This window comes from Methylobacterium pseudosasicola (assembly GCF_900114535.1).
GTDB classification, from domain to species: domain Bacteria; phylum Pseudomonadota; class Alphaproteobacteria; order Rhizobiales; family Beijerinckiaceae; genus Methylobacterium; species Methylobacterium pseudosasicola.
In genome coordinates this window covers 1-20,438 of record NZ_FOTK01000049.1, presented here as the reverse complement: position 1 = coordinate 20,438, position 20,438 = coordinate 1, and the positions used below count along the sequence as shown (strand labels likewise).

16 protein-coding genes and 1 pseudogene are annotated in these 20,438 nt (G+C 68.3%); 10 read left to right on the top strand and 7 right to left on the bottom strand.

Going from position 1 to position 20,438, the window contains the following annotated elements; translation table 11 throughout:
• Window positions 1–2: 2 nt before the first annotated feature.
• Complete coding sequence (locus BM228_RS28780; RefSeq protein ID WP_092046062.1) at window positions 3–3,047, bottom strand: penicillin-binding protein 1A; 3,045 nt, start codon at window positions 3,045–3,047, stop codon at window positions 3–5.
• 157 nt (window positions 3,048–3,204) lie between these two features.
• On the opposite strand from BM228_RS28780, the gene BM228_RS28775 reads away from it, so the two are divergent.
• The 6 genes from BM228_RS28775 to BM228_RS36030 all read left to right on the top strand — a co-directional run bounded on the left by BM228_RS28775 (window position 3,205) and on the right by BM228_RS36030 (window position 9,880).
• Window positions 3,205–4,872, top strand: coding sequence for an alpha-amylase family protein (locus BM228_RS28775; protein ID WP_092046060.1), 1,668 nt, complete (start codon window positions 3,205–3,207; stop codon window positions 4,870–4,872).
• Between the two features lie 63 nt (window positions 4,873–4,935).
• Window positions 4,936–5,325 (top strand): hypothetical protein, encoded by a 390-nt coding sequence (locus tag BM228_RS28770; RefSeq protein ID WP_092046058.1) that lies wholly within the window; start codon window positions 4,936–4,938, stop codon window positions 5,323–5,325.
• 82 nt (window positions 5,326–5,407) lie between these two features.
• Window positions 5,408–6,052, top strand: coding sequence for an MBL fold metallo-hydrolase (locus tag BM228_RS28765; RefSeq protein ID WP_092046056.1), 645 nt, complete (start codon window positions 5,408–5,410; stop codon window positions 6,050–6,052).
• A 4-nt stretch (window positions 6,053–6,056) separates the two neighbouring features.
• The gene (locus BM228_RS28760; protein ID WP_092046054.1) at window positions 6,057–7,031 is read left to right on the top strand and encodes an aldo/keto reductase; all 975 of its coding nucleotides are present in this window, start codon (window positions 6,057–6,059) and stop codon (window positions 7,029–7,031) included.
• A gap of 179 nt (window positions 7,032–7,210) precedes the next feature.
• Window positions 7,211–9,655: a DNA topoisomerase (ATP-hydrolyzing) subunit B gene (gene gyrB / locus BM228_RS28755; RefSeq protein WP_092046052.1), complete on the top strand. Its 2,445-nt coding sequence runs from the start codon at window positions 7,211–7,213 to the stop codon at window positions 9,653–9,655.
• Window positions 9,656–9,667: 12 nt separating this feature from the next.
• Window positions 9,668–9,880, top strand: coding sequence for a DUF6634 family protein (locus BM228_RS36030; RefSeq protein ID WP_342030186.1), 213 nt, complete (start codon window positions 9,668–9,670; stop codon window positions 9,878–9,880).
• An 84-nt stretch (window positions 9,881–9,964) separates the two neighbouring features.
• Here BM228_RS36030 and BM228_RS28750 read toward each other — a convergent pair whose 3' ends face one another.
• Window positions 9,965–10,876 (bottom strand): MBL fold metallo-hydrolase, encoded by a 912-nt coding sequence (locus tag BM228_RS28750; protein WP_092046051.1) that lies wholly within the window; start codon window positions 10,874–10,876, stop codon window positions 9,965–9,967.
• A gap of 172 nt (window positions 10,877–11,048) precedes the next feature.
• On the opposite strand from BM228_RS28750, the pseudogene BM228_RS28745 reads away from it, so the two are divergent.
• The 3 genes and pseudogenes from BM228_RS28745 (at window position 11,049) to rnhA (ending at window position 14,099) form a co-directional block, all read left to right on the top strand.
• A pseudogene (locus tag BM228_RS28745) lies at window positions 11,049–12,389 on the top strand (histidine kinase).
• 8 nt (window positions 12,390–12,397) lie between these two features.
• Window positions 12,398–13,057 carry a response regulator transcription factor gene (locus tag BM228_RS28740; protein WP_092046049.1) on the top strand — a complete coding sequence of 220 codons (660 nt, stop codon included), beginning with the start codon at window positions 12,398–12,400 and terminating at the stop codon, window positions 13,055–13,057.
• Window positions 13,058–13,436: 379 nt separating this feature from the next.
• Complete coding sequence (rnhA, locus tag BM228_RS28735) at window positions 13,437–14,099, top strand: ribonuclease HI (protein ID WP_092046048.1); 663 nt, start codon at window positions 13,437–13,439, stop codon at window positions 14,097–14,099.
• A 128-nt stretch (window positions 14,100–14,227) separates the two neighbouring features.
• Here rnhA and BM228_RS28730 read toward each other — a convergent pair whose 3' ends face one another.
• The 3 genes from BM228_RS28730 to BM228_RS28720 all read right to left on the bottom strand — a co-directional run bounded on the left by BM228_RS28730 (window position 14,228) and on the right by BM228_RS28720 (window position 16,639).
• Window positions 14,228–14,749 (bottom strand): DUF1993 domain-containing protein, encoded by a 522-nt coding sequence (locus BM228_RS28730; RefSeq protein ID WP_092046046.1) that lies wholly within the window; start codon window positions 14,747–14,749, stop codon window positions 14,228–14,230.
• Between the two features lie 356 nt (window positions 14,750–15,105).
• A complete protein-coding gene (locus BM228_RS28725) occupies window positions 15,106–15,627 on the bottom strand; it encodes a cytochrome P460 family protein (protein ID WP_092046045.1) in 522 nt (173 codons plus the stop codon).
• Window positions 15,617–16,639 carry an alpha/beta fold hydrolase gene (locus BM228_RS28720; protein WP_092046043.1) on the bottom strand — a complete coding sequence of 341 codons (1,023 nt, stop codon included), beginning with the start codon at window positions 16,637–16,639 and terminating at the stop codon, window positions 15,617–15,619. The genes BM228_RS28725 and BM228_RS28720 overlap by 11 nt, the downstream gene beginning before the upstream one ends.
• Window positions 16,640–16,791: 152 nt before the next feature.
• Here BM228_RS28720 and BM228_RS28715 point away from each other — a divergent pair, with 152 nt between their 5' ends.
• Window positions 16,792–18,366 carry a winged helix-turn-helix domain-containing tetratricopeptide repeat protein gene (locus tag BM228_RS28715; RefSeq protein WP_092046042.1) on the top strand — a complete coding sequence of 525 codons (1,575 nt, stop codon included), beginning with the start codon at window positions 16,792–16,794 and terminating at the stop codon, window positions 18,364–18,366.
• 557 nt (window positions 18,367–18,923) lie between these two features.
• On the opposite strand, the gene BM228_RS28710 is transcribed toward BM228_RS28715, so the two are convergent.
• Window positions 18,924–19,910, bottom strand: coding sequence for a GMC family oxidoreductase (locus BM228_RS28710; RefSeq protein ID WP_244537361.1), 987 nt, complete (start codon window positions 19,908–19,910; stop codon window positions 18,924–18,926).
• Window positions 19,897–20,438: IS66 family transposase (locus BM228_RS28705; protein WP_139234239.1), on the bottom strand; the 542-nt coding region annotated here is incomplete at its 5' end. The genes BM228_RS28705 and BM228_RS28710, both read right to left, overlap by 14 nt.

The window sequence follows — 20,438 nt, the reverse complement described above, 5'->3', positions numbered from 1 at the left end:
GGTCAGTAGCCCGGGTCTTCGCCGAACAGGTAATCCGGGTCGCGGCGGCGGGGCCGGCGCGAATCCTCGTCCCCGAAGGGCGAGCGCGCGGTCTGGCCGGGCCAGGGCCTGTAGGCGTCCTGGCCGTAGGAATCCAGTTCGCCCTGCGCACGGCGGCTGCGCGGCGGCTGGCGCTCACCGAACGGGTCGAGGGGATCCGGCGCCGGGCGCTCGCCGGTCATGTTTCCATAATAATCGCCCGCGACGCTGGCCCCATCCTCGGCGCCGTTGAGGTCGCCGTCCTCGGCATCCGGCCGCATGGCGTAGAGGGTCTCGCGCGGCACCAGACGAAACTGCGTGTCGGCCATCTTGCCGTCGCCGCTCGTGCGGAAATGCTCGAGGAAACCGCCGCCCGCGACCCGCTGACCGCTATGGGGATCGATCGGCAGATCGGCGATGAACGGGCGCGCCTCGGAGGAGGGGCCCCGCAGCGGCGTCTTAGGGACGCCGTTCGCCCAGGCGGCCTGCAAGATGCTGGAGGCGATCGGCACGGAGACGTGGCCGCCGGTCTGGCCGCGGCCCAGCGTCTTGCGGCTGCCGTCGGCGTTGTCGTAGCCGACCCAGACCACCACGGTGATCTCGTTGGTGAAGCCCGCGAACCAGGCGTCGTTCTCGTTCTCGGAAGTGCCGGTCTTGCCGGCGACGTAGGCGGAGACTTTGGAGAGCGCGGCGGCGGTGCCGTGCTGGGTCACGCCCTGCAGCATGGTCTTGAGCTGGTAGAACGCCACCCGGTCGGCCGAGCCGATCCGCACCGGCTCACGGGGGGCATGGGTGTAGAGCGCTTTGCCGTCCCGCTCCACCGACTCGAGCGCGTAGACCGCCGGGCGGGCGCCCTCGTTGGCCACCGCCGCGTAGAAGCCGGCGAGATCGAGCATCCGCACCGGCTGGGCGCCGAGCACGAACGGGTAATAGGGCTCGCACTCGGCGTAGATCTGCGCTTCGAGGGCGATGTCGCAGACCCGCTTGAGGCTGGCCGGAGCCTTCGGCGCGATACCGCCCTGGAGCAGCCGGGCGGTGACGAGATTCTTCGAAAATTCGAGGCCTCTTCGCAGAGTTGTCGGGCCGGAGCCGCCGCCTTCGTAATTCTTCGGCGACCAGGATTCCCCGGAGCCGCTGATCGGCGGCAGGGTGACGGCCGAATCGAGGACCAGGGTGTTGGGCTGGAGCCCGGCATTGAGCGCTGCCAGGTAGGTGAGCGGCTTCAGGGTCGAGCCGGGCTGGCGAACCGCCTGGGTGACCCGGTTGAGCTGGCTCATCGGATAGGAGAAGCCGCCAGCCATCGCCAGGATGCGGCCGGTCTGGTTCTCCAGCACCAGGGCCGCGCCCTGGACGGTCGGACGGACCCTTATTTGCGCCCGGGGCGCGCCGCGGCCTTCGGTGAGCTTCACCCGGACCACGTCGTAGAGTTGCAGCCGGTTTCGGGCGATGCCCGGGTCGAGGATGGCGGTGCGGCCGTCGGCGAGGCCGACCTTCACCGGACCGCGGCCAGCTTCCAGCACCACCGCGACGGGCCAGTGCACGTCGTACAAGGTCGGCCGGGCGCTCTCCAGGGCCCGCAGCCAGACCGGCTTCACCTGCGGAACTGACGCGACCTTGGGCCGGGATGCCTTTGCGCCCGGCTTGGCGATGTCCTTGGGCGGCGCGTCCTTGGCGGCCTCCGTCCGAGCGCCGGTGACCGCGGGGGCGGCCTGGACCGCGCCTTCCGGGGCGGGCGTCGCCGCCTGGATCCGGCGGATGCTGTCGGCGAGATTGAGCTCCGGGCCGCTATAGGTCTGCCGGCCGGTCCCGCGCTCGTAATTGGCGAGCCCGTCCTGCAACGCGCCCTCGACGGCGCGCTGGAGTTCGGCATTGATCGTCGAGCGCACGGTGAAGGACCCGGCGGTCAAGGAATCGACGCCGGCGAAGGTGCGCGCCTCGCGGTTCAGGTAGTCGACGACGTAGAATCCGGAATCGCGCCGTGTCGCCTCGACCGGCTTCAGCCCGAGATCGGCTTTCACCGCAGCGTTCATCTCGGCTTCGGTGATCGTGCCCTCTTCCTTGAGGCGGGCGAGCACGTAGGCGCGCCGCTCACGCGCCCGCTCAGGGTACTTGTCCGGGCTGTAGAAGTTCGGCCCCTTGGGCATGCCGGCGAGCAGGGCCGCCTCCGGCAGGGTCAGCTGTCCGACCGATTTGCCGAAATAGCTCTGCGCCGCCATCTCGATGCCGTAGGCGCCGCGACCAAGATAGATGCCGTTGAGGTAGAGCCCGAGGATCTGCGGCTTCGTCAGGATCCGCTCTAACCGCGCCGCCACGATCATCTCGCGGATCTTGCGCTCGTAGGTGACGTCGTCGCCCACCGAGAGGTTCTTCACCACCTGCTGGGTGATGGTCGAGCCTCCGGCCGGGCGTCCCGGCGAGGCGAGGTTGCCGATGAAGGCGCGGATCACGCCGCGCTCGTCGATGCCGTGGTGGCTCTCGAAACGCTTGTCTTCCGCCGCGATGAACGCCTTCTGCACGAGGCTCGGCACCGCGGTGATCGGCACCACCAGCCGCCGGCCGTTCGGCTCGTAGGTCTCGGCGAAGGGCTTGCCCGATCCGTCGAGGATCCGGGTCATGCCGGGCAGGACCTTGTCCCGGAGCGCCTCCGCGGTGGGCAGGTCCTTGGTGGCGTTGTCGTAGAATTCGATGACCTCGCGGGCATTGAACGGCGAGATCGCCGGGTTCTCACCCTTGCAGAACTGCTTGTAGCTGGTGTTCAGCTCGTCGAGGTTGAGCCCGTGCAGGATCTTGGGCGCCCCCGGCCCAGCGACGCTTGTCGGATCCTCCATCGCGGTGGTGATCAGCTCGTCGAGGTTGATGTCCTCGATGTCGAACGCCTTGCGCATGTGGGCGCAGCCGTCGCGTAGCAGCCGCACCACCTCGGCCTGGTCGGTGAACGGGTCGAACTGGGTCCGCACCGCGTCCGGCCGCGTGGTGACCTGGCTCAGCGTCAGGGCCGTCGCGAACAGCTTGATCAGGATGGCGTTCATGCGGTCCGGATTCGGGGGCGAGTCAGGGCCCGGCCGGGATAGTGCTACGCCGGGGCTCGTGGATAGGCGCTCCACAACGCGGCTGATTTGAGACAGCCCACAGCAACGCTTTCGTGAGGCTTGACGTTCGTCGTGCGCGGCGAAGGCGAGGACCGGCATGATCACCGATCTCTGGTACAAGAACGCGGTCATCTACTGCCTGTCGGTCGGCACCTTCATGGATGCCAACGGCGACGGCATCGGCGACTTCGCCGGGCTGGAGCGGCGGCTCGACTACATCCAGGGCCTGGGCGCCACCGCGATCTGGCTGATGCCGTTCCAGCCCTCACCCAAGCGCGACGGCGGCTACGACATTGCGGACTATTACGGGGTCGATCCCGATTATGGCTCGCTCGGCGATTTCGTCGCCTTCGCCCACGCGGCCAAGCAGCGGGGCCTGCGGGTTCTGATCGACCTCGTGGTCAATCACACCTCGGACAAGCACCGCTGGTTCCAGTCTGCCCGCTCGGACCCGAACTCGCCCTATCGCGATTGGTACGTCTGGTCGAAGGAACGGCCGGCCACAACCGACGAGGGCATGGTCTTCCCCGGCGTGCAGGAGACCACCTGGACCTACGACGAGAAGGCCGGCGCCTGGTACTTCCACCGGTTCTTCGACTTCCAGCCCGATCTCAACACCGCGAATCCCGAAGTGCTGGCCGAGATCCTGAAGATCATGGGGTTCTGGATCGAACTCGGCGTATCGGGCTTCCGCATGGATGCGGTGCCGTTCGTCATCGCCGAGAAGGGCGCCGATGTCGGCGGCAAACCGCGTGAGCAGTTCGACATGCTGCGCGACTTCCGCGAGTTCCTGCAATGGCGCAAAGGCGACGCGATCATCCTGGCGGAGGCCAATGTCCTGCCGAAGCAGGATCTCGACTATTTCGGCGACGATGCCGACCGCATGCACATGATGTTCAACTTCCAGGTCAATCAATCGACCTTCTACGCCCTGGCTGCGCATGACGCCCGCCCGCTGGTGAAGGCGATCGAGCGAACCAAACCGCGTCCGCTCTCGTGCCAGTGGGGCATCTTCCTGCGCAACCACGACGAGCTTGACCTCGGCCGGCTCACCGAGAAGCAGCGCGAGGCGGTGTTCGCCGCGTTCGGCCCCGAAAAGCGGATGCAGCTCTACGACCGGGGCATCCGCCGCCGCTTCGCCCCGATGCTGGCCGGCGACCCGCGCCGGATCCGGCTCGCCTACTCGCTGATGTTCACGCTGCCGGGGACGCCGGTGCTGCGCTACGGCGACGAAATCGGCATGGGCGACGACCTCGCCCTCAAGGAGCGGGACTGCGCCCGCACGCCGATGCAATGGACCGCCGAGCATCAGGGCGGCTTCACCAAGGCCGAGCGCGCGGTGCTTCCGCCGATCGACCACGGCCCCTACGGCTACGCCCATGTGAACGTCGCCGACCAGCGCCACGACCCGGGCTCGCTACTGAACTGGATGCAGAGCCTGATCCGCCAGCGCAAGGAGGCGCCCGAGATCGGCTGGGGCGACGTGACCGCGGTTCCGACCGGCAAGAATTCGGTCCTGGCCCTGCGCTACGCATGGCGCGGCAACGCAGTGCTGTGCGTGCACAACCTCGCGCCGGAGCCCGTGGAGGTCGCGCTCAGGACCGGCGAGACTGAGCCGGAGCACGACATCCTGGTCGACGTGCTCACCGGATCACGCAGCGAGGCCGGCCCCGAGGGCGAGCACTGCCTGTTCCTGGAGGGCTACGGCTACCACTGGTTCCGGGTCGGTGGCCTCGACGCCCTGCTGAAGCGGACGCCGGGCTGACGGGGCGGCGCCTCGCTCTGGCCGAGCCGGCGCGGTAAGGCTCGCGGCGAACAGAGGTGGCACATGGCCCGGATCAAGCACTACCCCCCGGACGCGACGATCGCGGACGTCATGGAAAGTCTGGAGGATGCCGAGGGCTATCTCCGGCAGGTGCTGGTGACGATGCGGATGTGCCAGAAGCATTACGGCGATGCCTGGGTCCGTATCGGCGTCACCGGCAAGGCGGCGGCGCCCTCGTACCGGATCGACCGGCCGGACGCGTCCGCGACGCCTCCTGAGGACGGTGCGACCGAGGCGGGTGTCGCGATCTTCGGTGCCTATGGCGGCCGGTCCCACGACCGGTTCACGAAGGTGAACACCGCCGAGACCCGCTGGAGCAGCCGGTCGCTCGGCATGGCCGAGATGCTGGCGCTCCACGACAACCTGCGCCGCCCGAAGGACGGGACGGCCTGACCGGCATGGTGCCGGCCGCCCGCTTCTGCGCTAGAACCGCACCGAGAGCGCCGGCGGCGGCGCAGCCAACCCGCGGAACCTCATGCCAGGAACACCCCGCGCCGGGATCATCCCGGTCACGCCTTTCCAGCAGAATTGCACGCTGATCTGGGACGACGCCACCAAGATCGGCGCCGTGGTCGATCCCGGTGGAGACCTCGACCGGATCGAGGCCGCCATCCGCGAGCAGGGCGTGCGGGTCGAAAAAATCCTGCTGACCCACGGCCATGTCGACCACGCCGCGGGCGCCGACGAGCTGCGCGAGCGCCTGGGCGTCCCGATCGAGGGGCCGCACCTCGCCGACAAGTTCCTGCTCGATTCCCTGCCGGAGACGGCGGCCAATTACGGGATCGGCGAGGGCAGGGCGGTGACCCCCGATCGCTGGCTCGACGACGGCGACGCCGTCACCGTGGGCGAACTCGGCTTCGACATCCTCCACTGCCCGGGCCACTCTCCGGGCAGCGTCGTGTTCGTGAGCCGGGACGCGCGCTTCGCCCTGGTCGGCGACGTGGTGTTCAAGGGCTCGGTCGGCCGCACCGACCTGCCGGGCGGCAACCACGAGCAGCTGATCCGGGCGATCAAGGAGAAGGTCCTGCCGCTCGGCGACGACATCGCCTTCATCCCCGGCCACGGACCGACCGGCACGCTCGGCGAAGAGCGCGTCTCCAATCCCTTCCTCCAGGGCTGACAGCATGGACAAGCGCCGCATCGGCCGCTCCGACCTCCGGGTCGCGCCCTTCTGTCTCGGCGGCAACGTCTTCGGCTGGACCGCCGACGAGGCGACCTCCTTCGCGATTCTCGACCGGTTCGTCGAGCGCGGCTTCGACTTCGTCGACACCGCCAACGTCTATTCGCGCTGGGCGCCCGGCCATCAGGGCGGCGAATCCGAGACGGTGATCGGAAAGTGGTTCGCGGCTCGACCGGGCGCACGGGAGAAGATCGTGCTGGCCACCAAGGTCGGCATGGATATGGGCCAAGAATCGGGGGAGCCCGGAAAGGGCCTCTCGGCCCGGCATATCGAGGAAGCCTGCGAGGCGTCCCTGCGGCGCCTCCAGACCGACCGGATCGACCTCTACCAGTCCCACACCGACGATGCCGAGGTGCCCCTGGAGGAGACGCTACGGGCCTACGACCGCCTGATCGCCGCCGGCAAGGTCGGGGCAATCGGCGCCTCGAACTACGACGCCAAGCGGCTCGCCGAGGCGCTTAAGGTCTCGGCCACCTCGGGCCTGCCACGTTACGAATGCCTCCAGCCGGATTACAGCCTCGCCGAGCGCGGCTTCGAGGCCGAGCTCGCACCCCTATGCCGGGCCGAAGAGATCGGCGTGATCGGCTATTTCTCCCTGGCGGCCGGCTTCCTCACCGGCAAATACCGCTCCGCACAGGATGCGGCCGGACGGGCCCGGGAGAATCGGGTCGCCAAGTACCTGACCCCACGCGGCTTCGCGCTGCTCGACGTGCTCGATTCGGTCGCCCGGGACCACGGTGCGACCCAGGCCCAGGTGTCGCTCGCCTGGATCATCGCGCGCCCGGGCATCACCGCATCGATCGCCAGCGCGACCTCGGTGGCGCAGCTCGACGACCTGCTCGGGGCCGCCGATCTGCGGCTTTCGGCGGACGCGATCGCTCGTTTGGACGCGGCGAGCGCGGGCGGCATCCAGGGCTAACGCAACGTTAAGCGCCGGGCGCCAGAAAAGCGGGTACACGGGTCCGGCGCGAGCCCGTAAAATCGTGCAATCTCAACGCGGAACCCCTATATCAGGTGGACCAAGCGAGAGCGCAGGCGTGGGCGCCCGACGGCGCGAGTCCCTCCGTCGCGAACTGGTCCGCCTGCCCGAGGAATTTCATGGCCGACATCCCCCCGAACGAGCCCGCCGAGTACGGCGCGGAATCGATCCGCGTGCTGAAGGGCCTCGACGCCGTCCGCAAGCGTCCCGGCATGTATATCGGCGACACCGACGACGGCTCGGGCCTTCACCACATGGTCTACGAGGTGGTGGACAACGCCATCGACGAGGCCCTGGCCGGCCATGCCGACCTCGTGACGGTGCAGCTGAACGCCGACGGCTCGGTGACCGTGTCCGACAACGGCCGCGGCATCCCCACCGACATCCACAAGGAAGAGGGCGTCTCGGCGGCCGAGGTCATCATGACCCAGCTGCACGCGGGCGGGAAGTTCGACCAGAATTCCTACAAGGTCTCCGGCGGCCTGCACGGCGTCGGCGTCTCCGTGGTCAATGCGCTCTCGTCCTGGCTGAAGCTCCGGATCTGGCGCAACGAGATGGAGCACGCAATGGAGTTCCGTCACGGCGATGCCGTGGCGCCCCTCAAGGTCGTGGGCCCCGGCAACGGACGGCGCGGCACGGAAGTGACCTTCCTGCCCTCCACCGACACCTTCACGATGATCGAGTTCGATTACGGCACGCTGGAGAAGCGCCTGCGCGAGCTGGCCTTCCTCAATTCCGGCGTGCGTATCGTGCTGACCGACGCGCGCCATGCCGAGCATAAGCGCGAGGAGCTGTACTACGAGGGCGGCATCGAGGCGTTCGTCCGCTACCTCGACCGCTCGCGCAAGCCGATCGAGGGCATGGCGAGCCCGGTGGTGGTCCGCGCCGAGCGCGAGGGCATCCGGGTCGAGGTCGCGCTCTGGTGGAACGACTCGTTCAACGAGACGGTCCTGCCCTTCACCAACAACATCCCGCAGCGGGATGGCGGCACGCATATGGCCGGCTTCCGCGCCGCGCTGACCCGGCAGATCACCGGCTACGCCGATTCCTCGGGCGTCTCGAAGCGCGAGAAGGTCTCGCTCACCGGCGAGGATTGCCGCGAGGGCCTCACCGCGGTCATCTCCGTGCAGGTGCCGGACCCGAAATTCTCGTCGCAGACCAAGGACAAGCTGGTCTCGTCCGAGGTCCGCCCGGCGGTGGAGAACGTGCTCAACGAGGGCCTGTCGACCTGGCTCGAAGAGAACCCGCAGCAGGCCCGCTCGGTGATGGGCAAGGTCGTGCTGGCGGCCTCCGCCCGCGAGGCCGCCCGCAAGGCCCGCGAGACCGTGACCCGCAAGGGCGCGTTGGACATCGCCTCGCTCCCCGGCAAGCTCGCCGATTGCCAGGAGCGCGACCCGTCGAAATGCGAGATCCTGCTGGTCGAGGGCGATTCCGCCGGCGGCTCGGCCAAGCAGGGCCGCGACCGGGCGTTCCAGGCGGTGCTGCCGCTGCGCGGCAAGATCCTCAACGTCGAGCGCGTGCGCGCCGACCGCATGCTGTCCTCGGCCGAGATCGGCACGCTGATTACGGCGCTTGGCGCCGGCATTGGTCGCTCATCCACCGACCGGGAAGGGTTCAACCCCGAGAAGCTGCGCTACCACCGCATCATCATCATGACCGATGCCGACGTGGACGGCTCGCACATCCGGACCCTGCTGCTCACGTTCTTCTTCCGCCAGATGCCGGAGCTGATCGACCGCGGCCACCTCTACATCGCCCAGCCCCCGCTCTACAAAGCCGAGCGCGGCCGCCGGGCGATCTACCTCAAGGACGAGCGCGCCCTCGAGGATTACCTGATCGACCAGGGTACCGACGGCGCGATCCTGCGGCTCTCCACCGGCGCCGAGTTCACCGGCCCGCAGCTCAAGAGCCTGGTCGAGGAGGCGCGGGGCTTCCGCAACGTGCTGCTCGGCCTGCACACCCGCTACGACCGCTCCGTGGTCGAACAGGCGGTCCTGGCTGGCGCCTTCGACGCCGAGGCGGCCTCGCGGCCCGGCGAGGCCGAGGTGCTGGCCGACATGACCGCCCGCCGCCTCGATCTGATCGCCGACGAGATCGAGCAGGGCTGGCAGGGCGAGTCCCACGAGGGCGGCTACCGCCTCACCCGAACGCTCCGCGGCGTCAAGCAGGTCGCCACCCTGGATGCGAGCCTGATCTCCTCCCAGGAGGCACGACGCCTGTCCGAGCGGGCCGACGCCTTCCGGGAGATCTACGGCGAGCCCGCCACGCTGATGCGCAAGACCGACGAGACCGTGCTGCACGGCCCCGTGGCCCTGTTCGAAGCGGTGATGGCCTTCGGCCGCAAGGGCCTCCAGCTCCAGCGCTACAAGGGCCTCGGCGAGATGACCGCCCAGCAGCTTTGGGAAACCACCCTTGACCGCGACGTGCGCTCGCTGCTGCAGGTGAAGGTCAAGGACACGACCGACGCCGACGACCTGTTCGTCAAGCTGATGGGTGACGTGGTCGAACCCCGGCGGGAGTTCATCCAGGACAACGCGCTGAGCGTGGCTAATTTGGATGTGTAGCGCTGCGGCAGCGTGGGCGAACTGCGCAGCGCACCGAGACTGTGGGAGTGTCGCGTGATCGCGTATCCCGTCCCGCATCTCGTCGGCATCGCCCTCGGCCATCCGCTACTCAGGGATGGCCAGATCTGGACGAGCGAGCTCCTGACCTACGATCCCGAGAGAGGCTACGCCCGCACCCTATCAAGATTCTATCGGCCGGACTCGCCATCTTCCGATGGGAGCTGATCCGCTTCGTGGTTCCCGAAGCGCTCGCCGTCGAAGCGGATGCCGGTTCGATGGCGAGCGCGTTGGACCGAGGACCGAGGGGTTCTAACGCAACGCGTACCCGGCATCCGCCCGCTCGATCCGACCGCGGGCGGCGAGGTGCATGCCGGTGACGTTCAAACCCTCCATCGCCGCGCGGTCGAAGATCTGCCGGCGCGTGGCGACCGCCTGCGCCGGGTCGGTGTCCCAGATCACCGTCCAATCCGGATGCGGCATCTGCAGCAGCCGCGAGTGGACGATGTCGCCCCAGATCAGCAGCCGCTCTGATCCGTCCGCGATCAGCACGCCCATGTGCCCCGGCGTATGACCGGGTAGAGGCAGCGCGTGGATGCCGGGCGCGAGCTCAGACTCGCCGGAGATACGCCGGATCCGATCAGGATAGGCTGCGAGAACCGCCTGAGCGGTATCGAACATCGGTCTCAGGGCGGCGGGAGCGGAGGCGCGTGCGCCTGCATCCGACCAGTACGCCACCTCGCGGTCCTGAAGCACGAGTTCGGCGTTGGCGAAGCGTGCGCGGCGCCTCGGCGTCAGGAGACCGCCGGCATGGTCGGCGTGGAGATGGCTCAGCCAAATCGTGTCGACCTGATTCGGCCGTACGCCTTCCGCCGCCAGCGCCGCGGTCACCCGGTTGAACCCAGGCCCGAGCACGGTGCTGCAGCCCGCATCCAGAAGCCAGTGCCTTTCCCCACGCCGGATCAGGAAGGCGTTGACCGGCTCCGGTGACGGGCCGTTAGCCGGAAGGCCGGCCCCCTTCAGCAGGGCATGCCCGGCCGCGCTGTCGGCCGCCGGGATCATGCTCGGTTCCAGCGGAAACAGCCCGTCCCGCAGCGGCGTCACCGTGAACGCGCCGACCCGGTAGGGGCCGGCGACAGGCGCGGCCGTGGTCGATCGGTGCAGGCCGAGCGGCAGCAGGGCGGAGGCGGCCAGCAGGCTGCGGCGGGAGAGTCGAGGGGACATGGCGGGCTCCGCGCGGAAGAGACGCCGCCATCCTCCGCGCCATGCCGGGATCGGGCCAGGGAAGTCCTCCCGCGGGCACCCGGGCATTCTTCCCGACCTTGCTGACCAGGGCTTGCGCACCCTGGCGTTCCACGTGCCAAATCAGTGCACAGTTCGAGCGCGGCGGTTACCCATGAGCCTGCCAGCCCATCTCGGCCTACGCCTCCTCGCGGTCGCCCTGCTGTGCCTGGCCTGAGCGGTCGTCTGGAGCATCTGGGAGGCGCGCACCGGCCTGCGCCGCGAGGCCGCGACCTCGGCGGATCGGATCGCCGCGCAACTCGCGCGCCAGCCTGGCCTCGGCAGCGCCGGTCCGGCCACGATGCCCGCCTCGGCGTCACAGCCCACGCCGGCGATCCTCACGCTCCTGCCCGGGATCTGCGCCGACATCCATCTCGGCGCGGAGATGCCCCGACGGTTCTGCGGCGACTGGGACGGCCTCGATGCCGCCCCTGGGTGGCTTCGCACAGCGCTCGGGTGGGAGGCTGAAGCCGTACCGTTGATCCGGACGATCGTCTATCGCGAGCGCACCATCGGCAGCGTCGCAGCCTGGCCCGACCCAATGGCCGGCGCAGCCCGTATCTGGCATCGCGTGCGCCTCGCGGGCGGTCTCGCTGTCGTGTTGGCCGCGGCGACGGTGCTGCTCAACTGGTTCGCCGTCGCACGCCTCGTCGCGCCCGCTGGCAGGATCGTGCGGGGGCTGGACGACCTCGACGCCGTCCGCATCCCAGCGCCCCTGCCGCGCTTCCCTGCCGCCGAGTTCGACCGGATCGCCATCGCCTGCAACGGCCTGGCCGACCGGCTCGTCCGCGCCGAGGCCGAGCGCACAGACCTGATGCAGCGCCTCGTCACGGTCCAGGAAGAGGAGCGGCAGGCGCTCGCTCGCGACCTGCACGATGTCTTCGGCCAGTGCCTCGCCGCCGCCGGCGCACGCGCCGCCGCGATCGAGCTGGCCGCGCCTCCAGACCGCGAGGATCTGCGCGAGGACGCGCGCGGCATCGAGGCGATCGTCGCCACCATGCGCGAGAGCCTGCGCGGGGCGCTGGCCCGCCTCGAACTGCCGGACCTCGCCGAGGGCGGACTGATGGATGCTCTCCGTGGCCTGGTCGCGGACTGGCGGGCACAACTCAGGGCCGGCCCCGCGCTCCATCTCGACGTCACCGGCGACCTCGCCGACTTGCCGGCGGACGCGTCGGCGAGCCTCTACCGGGTCGCGCAGGAACTCCTGACCAACGCCCTGCGCCACGGCCGGCCGAGCCGGATCTTCCTCCGGCTGGACCGGGCGGAGTCCGGTGCGCGAGCGGTGACGCTCACCTTGGATGACGACGGTGGCGGCGACGTCGCCCGCACGGCATCCGCCGCCGGCCGTGGCCTCGTCGGCATCCGGGCGCGGCTCGCCGCGCTGGGCGGCAGCCTGTCGCTCACCGGGACAGGAAGCGGCATCCGCGCCTGCGCGACCGTTCCGACCGCCGGTTGAGATCGCCCATGGCCACGACGATCCTCCTCGTCGACGATCACCCCGTCGTGCGGGAGGGCTACCGCCGCCTGCTCGAGCGGCAGCCGGGGCTCGTCGTATTGGCCGAGGCGGAGAGCGCGGCCGAGGCCTACCGCCAATACAAGGCGCTCACACCGGATCTCGTGATCCTCGATCTGTCGCTGCCCGGTCCGAGCGGCATTGAGGCCATCCGGCACATTCGCCAGTGGGATGGGGCGGCGCGCATCCTGGTGTTCAGCATGCGCACGGGGTCGGTGGTCGCGCGCCGAGCCTTCGCGGCCGGTGCGTGCGGCTATGTGAGCAAAGCCAGTCCGCCGCGTGAACTCCTGGCGGCGGTGGCCGCCGTGCTGCGGGGCGAGCGCGCGATGAGCGCCGACATCGCGCGGGCTATCGCGCAGGACGAGGTGGCGGGCGGGCGCACGGCCCTCGACGACCTCAGCCCGCGGGAACTCGAGATCCTGGGCATGACGGCGGCGGGCACGACGGCGCAGGTGGTGGCCGAGGCGCTGTGCCTGAGCCTGAAGACGGTGCACAACAACCTCTCGGTGATCCGCGCCAAGCTGGGCGCACGCACCGACGCCCACCTCGTCTGGATCGCCCTCGGGGCCGGGCTGGTATCGCCCTCCGAGGGACTGCCCATCAAAGAGTGACGTCAGAGGATGATTTGTGCAGTGACCTTGCTCGAAAGCAGACAGGTAGAAATCGACTCAACCCAGCCGCCCGGATCGCCGTCGTCACTCAGAAGCGGACAGTCGCAAATCCACCCATCTGAGAGGCTTAGGCAAGCGGCCTGCGGCGGCTGATGCTGGCCGAAAGCCGCTAGCCCGCTTCGGAGAGGATCGACCAGAAAAGCGGACACGCCGTTTGCGCCACCCCGCCGACGTAGACCTTCTACGCATCGCCGGAGAGCAGTCGGCGAGCCCTTTTGCGTCCTCAACCGGCCCGGGGAGAGATACTATCTGTCAGCTAATTTCGGGCACCGATGGCAGCCTCCCATCGACCACCCCGTACGGAAGGGTTGACGCCACGATGCGCACGATCGTTTATGCCGATGGAGGCTGCGACCCTAATCCTGGGCCAGGCGGTTGGGGGGTCGTCGTTGCGGCCACGGAAGGTACGGTCGAGTTGTGCGGCGGAGAGCCCGGCACCACGACCAACAACCGCATGGAGCTGATGGCAGCGATCAAGGGCCTCGAGCATTTCCCGGCCGGGGCCGCGATCGAGATGCGGTGCGACAGCCAGTACGTCGTTAAATCCGTGACTGAGTGGATGCGCGGATGGAAGGCGAAAGGCTGGCGCACGACGACGGGGGACGTGAAGAACGTCGACCTCATGAAGCGCCTCGACGAACTGAACGCGGCGCGCGACGTGAAATGGACCTGGGTCCGGGGGCATGCCGGCGACCGTCTCAATGAGCGCGCCGACGCTCTCGTCCACCAGGGTCGTCGCGAAGCGAAGCTTGGCAAGCTTGAGTCGCGAAACAGTGCTGCACCCATACCTGCCCCGACCGTCGCACCAGCTTCGCCGAGCCAGGGTGCCGCCTTGCGCATCGATCTTGCGCTCGGCCTCCAAGTTACTCGGGCCGCGAAGGCAGCGGGTGTCACGCCCGACGCTCTGGTCGACGATGCGATCCGCTTCTACCTCGCGATTGGGCCCAGCGAGGTCGCACGCATGCGATCGAGCCAAGCATAGTCATCCCGTCGCCGGAATCCGCTCATCCCAAGCTCAAGACCGGTTCGTTCGGTGGCCCGTCGCCGATGCCTGCGCTCCCGGCCGGAATGGATCCTGAATAGGGCCAGGCCGACGCCAGACGGGTTCGCTTACTTCGCAACCGGGATGTTCGGCGGACCGAGGTGCTGGAGAAAGTCCGGCTTGCCGAGGGGCACCCCGGCACTGCGCAGGATCCCGTAGGCGGTGGTCACGTGGAAGAAGAAGTTCGGAAGTGCGAATCCAGTGAGATAGGCCTGCCCCGTGAAGCGGTATCCCATGCCGTTCGGGAACTTCAACTCGACCTCGCGCTCCGCGCCCGAGGCCAACGCAGCAGCATCGACGCTTTCAACGAAGGCGATGGTCTTCGCGCAACGCTCCTTGAGTTCGACAAAACTGGCCTCGACATCCGGCATCCCGGGCGCCTCGATCCCGGCGATCCGCGCCACGGCGTTCTTCGCACTGTCGGAGGCCATTTGATACTGCGCCGGCAAGGGCCGCATGTCGGGAGCGAGACGGCCGAGGAGTAAGTCGGCCTCCGGCTTTTCCGATGCCGCCTTATCGAGCCAAGCGCTCATGTTGCGAAGCGCGTTCACGAAGACCGGAACGCTGATGCCGTGGATGCTGATGCTCATCGGGGATGGCTAAGGCACCTGCACTTTCGGCTCGGTGAGAAGGCGCACACGGCGTGAGGCCCCCGTCGCGGAGTTTCCGATGTTGAAGTCGGTCGGAGAATGGCCGCTGAGAGAGTGTGTCATTGCAACCCATGCCAACCGTCCGGACCGTCGTCGGTGCTTCCCAGACGTAGCCGTTCATCGACCGTGCAGGAACTTCGACTCCAAGTTGGAAGCGGCTCCTGAGGTGCCGCCCGCGAGCGGGCGTTCCATTTGTTGGCTGAGGGATCCGCGCAGATTGCCGAACATGTCGGCAGCCCACCGTCTCGCCTCGGCCCGGGGACGACCCATTCTCAGCCGCCTCAGCCGCGCGTCCCTCACCGCGCATACCGCGTGAAGACGAAGTCGTGGTCCCTCACCCGCGCCTCGTGGCAGGCGAAGCAGGTCTGGTGCTGCGCCTCGTCCACCGGTTTGCCGTCGATGAAGCGGCCGAATCCCCAGCCGCCGGTCGCGGCGTAACGCTTCGCGTCCTTGACCATGACCTGCACGGTCGTGGCCCGGCCCGGCACCGTCGCCGACTCGAACTCCGTCGACGGCATCCGCTTCCAGGCCAGCTTCACCAAGACCGTCCCGTCCGGAAAGGGCAGCGTGCCGTCCCTGTAGGCCGCCACGGCGCGGTCGTTGCCGACGACCGCGCGCAACTCGTTCAGCGGGGCGTCTTCGAGCGCCGGAGCGATCAGGCGCCAGTCACGGTAGCCGTCCGGGATGGTGACGCCGTAGATCGGCGCGGCGGGCTTTCCGCTCTCGTCCACCGCCCAGGCGGTCGCGACGAGAAGGCCTGACGCGGCGCAGGCCCGAAGAAGGGCGCCGTGTCCGCGGAGACGACGGTCAGGATGCATTGACGTCCACCACGGCCTGCGCGAAGGCCTGCGGGGCCTCCTGCGGAAGGTTGTGCCCGATGCCGCCGGTGATCGTCCGGTGCTCGTAACGCCCGGAGAATTTTCCGGCATAGGTGGCGGGATCGGGGTGCGGGGCTCCGTTCGCGTCGCCTTCCAGCGTGATCGTCGGCACGCCGATCTTTGGCGCCTCCGCCAAGCGTGCCTCAAGCGGATCGTAGCGCCGCTCGCCGTCGGCGAGGCCCAAGCGCCAGCGGTAGTTGTGGATGACAATGCTGACGTGATCCGGATTGTCGAAGGCCGCCGCACTCCGCGCGAAGTCGGCATCGTCGAACTGCCAGCGCGGCGACGCCGTCCGCCAGATCAGCCGGGCGAATTCCGTGCGGTTGGCCTCGTAGCCCGCCCGGCCGCGGCTGGTCGCGAAGTAGAATTGATACCACCAGGAGAGCTCGGCCTTGGGCGGCAGCGGCGTCTTGCCCGCCTCCTGGTTGCCGATCAGGTAGCCGCTGACCGACACCAGGGCCCGGCAACGTTCCGGCCAGAGCGCCGCGACGATGCAGGCGGTCCGGGCGCCCCAGTCGAAGCCGGCGAGAACGGCCTGACGGATGTCGAGGGCGTCCATCAGGGCGATGACGTCGACCGCGAGCGCCGCCTGCTGGCCGTTGCGCACGGCGTCAGCCGCCAGGAAGCGCGTCGTGCCGTAGCCGCGCAGGTAGGGCACGATCACCCGGTATCCCGCCGCAGCGAGGAGCGGCACGACCTCCCTGAAGCTGTGAATGTCGTAGGGCCAGCCGTGGAGCAGGATCGCCGCCGGGCCGGAGGGATTGCCGGCTTCGAGATAGCCGACGCGCAGGAGGCCGGCCTCGACCTCCTTGAGCGGCCCGAACTCGGCGCCGGCGCCCGATCCCGCCTGCGCGCGCGCCGAATTGACGAGGCCGAGTTCGGCGGCCGCGAGGGTGGCAGCCGCGCCGCCGAGAAGGCGGCGGCGGTTCTGGTTGATGGTTTCGGACGGCATGGGCACATCCCGCTACTGGCGTATCGATGCGCTGGACACTACTCTCACCGGCCGCGAGCCGCTTTCAGATGCCGTGGAATTACCCTTCAGGACCTCTTGATTTTCGGCGCTGCACGGCCCTGCTGAGCCGGCCTGATCGCTGAGGCGGCCGCGTGATCTACCAGTTCGAGCCCTTCACCCTCGACACCGCCCGGCGCGAACTCAGGGAGAGGGGCAACCTCGTCGCCCTCGAACCGCAGGTCTTCGATATCCTCGCCCATCTCATCGCGGCCCGCGATCGGGTGGTCAGCCGCGACGATCTGCTGGAGGCGGTCTGGCACGGCCGCATCGTGTCGGAGGCGACGATCAGCAGCCGGCTGAACGCCGCGCGCGTTGCGGTCGGTGACACAGGCCTCGACCAACGCCTGATCCGCACGCTCCCGCGCAAGGGCGTTCGCTTCGTCGCCGCGGTGCAGGAGCTGGCAGAGCTCCCGCCCGAGCCGATGGCGGAGACGGGACCCAACGCCGGCCTTGCCTGGCGCGCGGGATCGCGATTGCCGGCCGTCGCGGTCCTGCCCTTCACGAATATGAGCGGTGAGCCCGAGCAGGACTATTTCGCGGACGGGATCTGCGAGGAAATCATCACGGCTCTGTCGCGCATGAGTGGCCTGTTCGTGATCACCCGCAACTCCTCCTTTGCCTACAAGGGCAAGGCGATCGACGTGCGCCGGGTCGGCGAGGAACTCGGCGTCGGCTACGTGCTCGAAGGAAGCGTGCGCCGCAGCCGCGACCGGCTGCGCATTGCGGGGCAGCTCGTCGATGCTGTCTCGGGCGCCCACCTCTGGTCGGACCGGTTCGACGGTGACCTACAGGACGTTTTCGAGCTGCAGGAGCGGGTCGCCGACAGCGTCGCTGCTGCGATCGAGCCGACCCTGCAGCAGGCCGAGATCGGTCGTCTCACCCGCACGGCCCCGTCTCGGCTCGATGCCTACGAGCGTCTGCTGCGGGCCAACGCCCACATGGCCGAGTTCACCGGCGCCGGGATGGGCGAGGCCCTGACCTGCCTGGGCGAGGCCCTGATCGTCGAACCGGGCTATGCCCCCGCGATGGCCGCGACAGCCTATTGCCGCGCGCAGTGCCACTTCCAGGGCTGGGCCGAACAGGACGACCAGGCCCGCACGGAGGCCGTCGACCTCGCATGGCGGGCGGTCGAGCTCGCGCCCAGCGATGCGCAGGTGCTGTGGATGGCCGCCTTCGCGATCTGGAACATGGCCGTGAGCGGGCGTGAGCGCGCGCGGGACCTCTTCCGCCGCTCGCTACTCCTCAACCCGAACTCCGCGATGGCGTTGACGCTCGCGGGCTGGATCGAGGCGATGTGCGGCAATGGCAGCGAGGGCCGCAGCATGGTGGTCCGCGCGCAGCAGCTCAACCCGCGCGATCCGCGCGGCTGGCTGATGTCCGGCGTGATGGCAGTCGCCGACTTGATCGACGAGAACGACACCGATGCGATCGGTTGGGCCGAATTGGCCCTCGGGCAGAACCGCCGTTTCGCCGTGGCCCTGCGCGTGCTCGCGGTCGCCAATGTCAGGCTCGGGCGGGTGGACCGCGCACGGGCGGCTGTCGACGACCTGCTCGCCATCGAGCCGACCTTGACGATCTCGGGCTTTTTCGCCCGCATCCCCTTTCCGCTGGAGAGGACGGCCAAGATCTACGCCGAAGCTCTGGCGATCGCGGGCCTACCGGCCTGATCGCCAAACGAAACTGAGTCGACATGCAATGGTCTACAAGGGGCGTCCAACCATGGTCGGATCGCACCCGAATCGAAAACGCTCGAACGGATCGATCCGACGTCCTAGAATCAGATCCTCCGGCATCTGAAATGGGTCGACACCGGACGGTCAGCCCCTCTGAACTAAACGTCCGCTTCTGGGCGTAGAGCCTACTTCCGATACTGGCGCGATCCAAAGACGCAATCCAACCGTTGCTACGTCTGCTGCAGAGCATTCCTTTGAATAGGTGGAATGACCGAGATGGGCGCAAAACCGAACGACCGGTTTTACCCATATCAGCCACCTTACACAGTGTAGTCTCGCCGAAAAGAAACCGGTTGCTTTCGGTGCTCTATGTAAAGGAAGCGGCCCTTATTCGACGAGCGAGCGGCTCAAGAAGCGGCTTTTTGCAGTCATAGCGATGGAATGAAATCCATGCGTCGCGCGAATGAAGCCGATCGCAAGCCTCCAGGCCTGTCCGAGCGAGCGATGCACTACAATAAACAACACAATTCAGCACATGTAAGATCAACATACTATTGCTCGGCCATGCGCAGTGCAAGATTTTCACCGATCATCACGCAAGTGAAATGCAGATTGGCCCTGCAATCACTGGGCATGATGGACGCGTCGCAGACCCGCAGACCATCAACCTCGCGGACCTTCAGATCGGGATCGACGACGCCGGATGCGTCTTGCCATCCGCTCATGCGGCAGGTGCCGGCCGCGTGCTGGATGTCGCCCGCTTCCGCGAGCATCAGGTCGTCGAGTTCGGAATCGGGGAGACGCGCAGCTTCGTCCACAGCGAGCGGACTCTCGCCGAACCTGATTGCGGTGGCGAGGTCGGCCAGCGCCGGATGTGTCGTCAGGCGCGCCAGCCGTCGCACCGCATCGCGCAGCCGCAGGCGGTCGCGCGGATCGTCGAGCATGTTCTCCTCGATGACCGGATTGGTCTCGGGCTCGGCCGATGTAAGGCGCAGCGAACCGCGCGAGAACGCGTCGTACAAACCGACGCCGACGGCACCCTGCGGGGTCGGCTCCAGGCCCGTCAGGCCGCAATGATTGTAGGCGACGACGATCATGTCACGCTCGCCGCCCCCTGCATGACCGCTCGAATAGGTCACGCAGCAATTCGTGTGTCGGGCATCCGACCCGAGCGCCCGGTGGCCGGGCTTCAGATCCATCGTCGCCCTGAGGATCGGGTGATCCATGAAATTGCCACCGACCGCCTCACGCGCATGAAAGACGGGGATGCCGAGCGCGCGAAGCTGCTCGGCGGGGCCGATGCCGGAGCGCATCAGGATGGCCGGGCTGTGGACGGCGCCGGCACAGAGGACGATCTCGCGGCCGTGGAGTTCGGTCCAGGCGTCCGTTCCGAAGCGGACGCGGAGCCCGACGGCCTGGAGCCCCTCGAACAGGACGCGATCGACCAGCGCCTTACAGCGAATCTCGAGGTTCGGCCGGTTGCTTGCCGGTTCGTAACTACCCAGGTTGGTTTGCGGAACCGGCTTAGAGCTTAGCAACGAGGTGTGCGGGTTCGAGGGTCAAGACGTCGAGGAGGTTCCATCGGCGCTTCCTGGCGGTGCCGATGAGGGTGCGCAGGGTGGCGAAGTTGTCCGCGCCTTCCCGGGTTCGAAAACCGCCGGAGATCTTCTGCCGCAGCTTCATCATGCGCCCGTCGCGCTCGGCCTCGTTGTTGGTGAAGGGCACCGCGGGGTCGTGCAGGAACAGGAGCACGGCGGCCTTGTGCAGTTGGAGGCGCAGCAGCAGGTTATGACCGACCCGCCGCCGGACGCGGCCGCGCTTGATCGCGCGCGGCAAGGGGGCCAGGGCTGCGTGCCAGGCGAGGCCTGCCTGGACGATCCTGTCGTAGAGCCGCTCGGCCCGACCGATCAGGGGCGGCGGCAACGCCACATCACGGTCGCGCGCTTGGTTGGCGTGATGGCAAAGCCTGCGCAACAGACGGCGCATGCGCCCGGCCCAGGCCTCCCCGTCGATCTCGGCGACGGCGTTCAGTTCGCGCAGGTGATGGGCGTTGCACAGGGCGTGGG

Bases quoted from the DNA above. Each gene is read 5' to 3' on its own strand.
- BM228_RS28780 (WP_092046062.1), bottom strand. From the start codon at position 3,047: ATGAACGCCATCCTGATCAAGCTGTTCGCGACGGCCCTGACGCTGAGC.
- BM228_RS28775 (WP_092046060.1), top strand. From the start codon at position 3,205: ATGATCACCGATCTCTGGTACAAGAACGCGGTCATCTACTGCCTGTCG.
- BM228_RS28770 (WP_092046058.1), top strand. From the start codon at position 4,936: ATGGCCCGGATCAAGCACTACCCCCCGGACGCGACGATCGCGGACGTC.
- BM228_RS28765 (WP_092046056.1), top strand. From the start codon at position 5,408: ATGCCAGGAACACCCCGCGCCGGGATCATCCCGGTCACGCCTTTCCAG.
- BM228_RS28760 (WP_092046054.1), top strand. From the start codon at position 6,057: ATGGACAAGCGCCGCATCGGCCGCTCCGACCTCCGGGTCGCGCCCTTC.
- gyrB (WP_092046052.1), top strand. From the start codon at position 7,211: ATGGCCGACATCCCCCCGAACGAGCCCGCCGAGTACGGCGCGGAATCG.
- BM228_RS28750 (WP_092046051.1), bottom strand. From the start codon at position 10,876: ATGTCCCCTCGACTCTCCCGCCGCAGCCTGCTGGCCGCCTCCGCCCTG.
- BM228_RS28740 (WP_092046049.1), top strand. From the start codon at position 12,398: ATGGCCACGACGATCCTCCTCGTCGACGATCACCCCGTCGTGCGGGAG.
- rnhA (WP_092046048.1), top strand. From the start codon at position 13,437: ATGCGCACGATCGTTTATGCCGATGGAGGCTGCGACCCTAATCCTGGG.
- BM228_RS28730 (WP_092046046.1), bottom strand. From the start codon at position 14,749: ATGAGCATCAGCATCCACGGCATCAGCGTTCCGGTCTTCGTGAACGCG.
- BM228_RS28725 (WP_092046045.1), bottom strand. From the start codon at position 15,627: ATGCATCCTGACCGTCGTCTCCGCGGACACGGCGCCCTTCTTCGGGCC.
- BM228_RS28720 (WP_092046043.1), bottom strand. From the start codon at position 16,639: ATGCCGTCCGAAACCATCAACCAGAACCGCCGCCGCCTTCTCGGCGGC.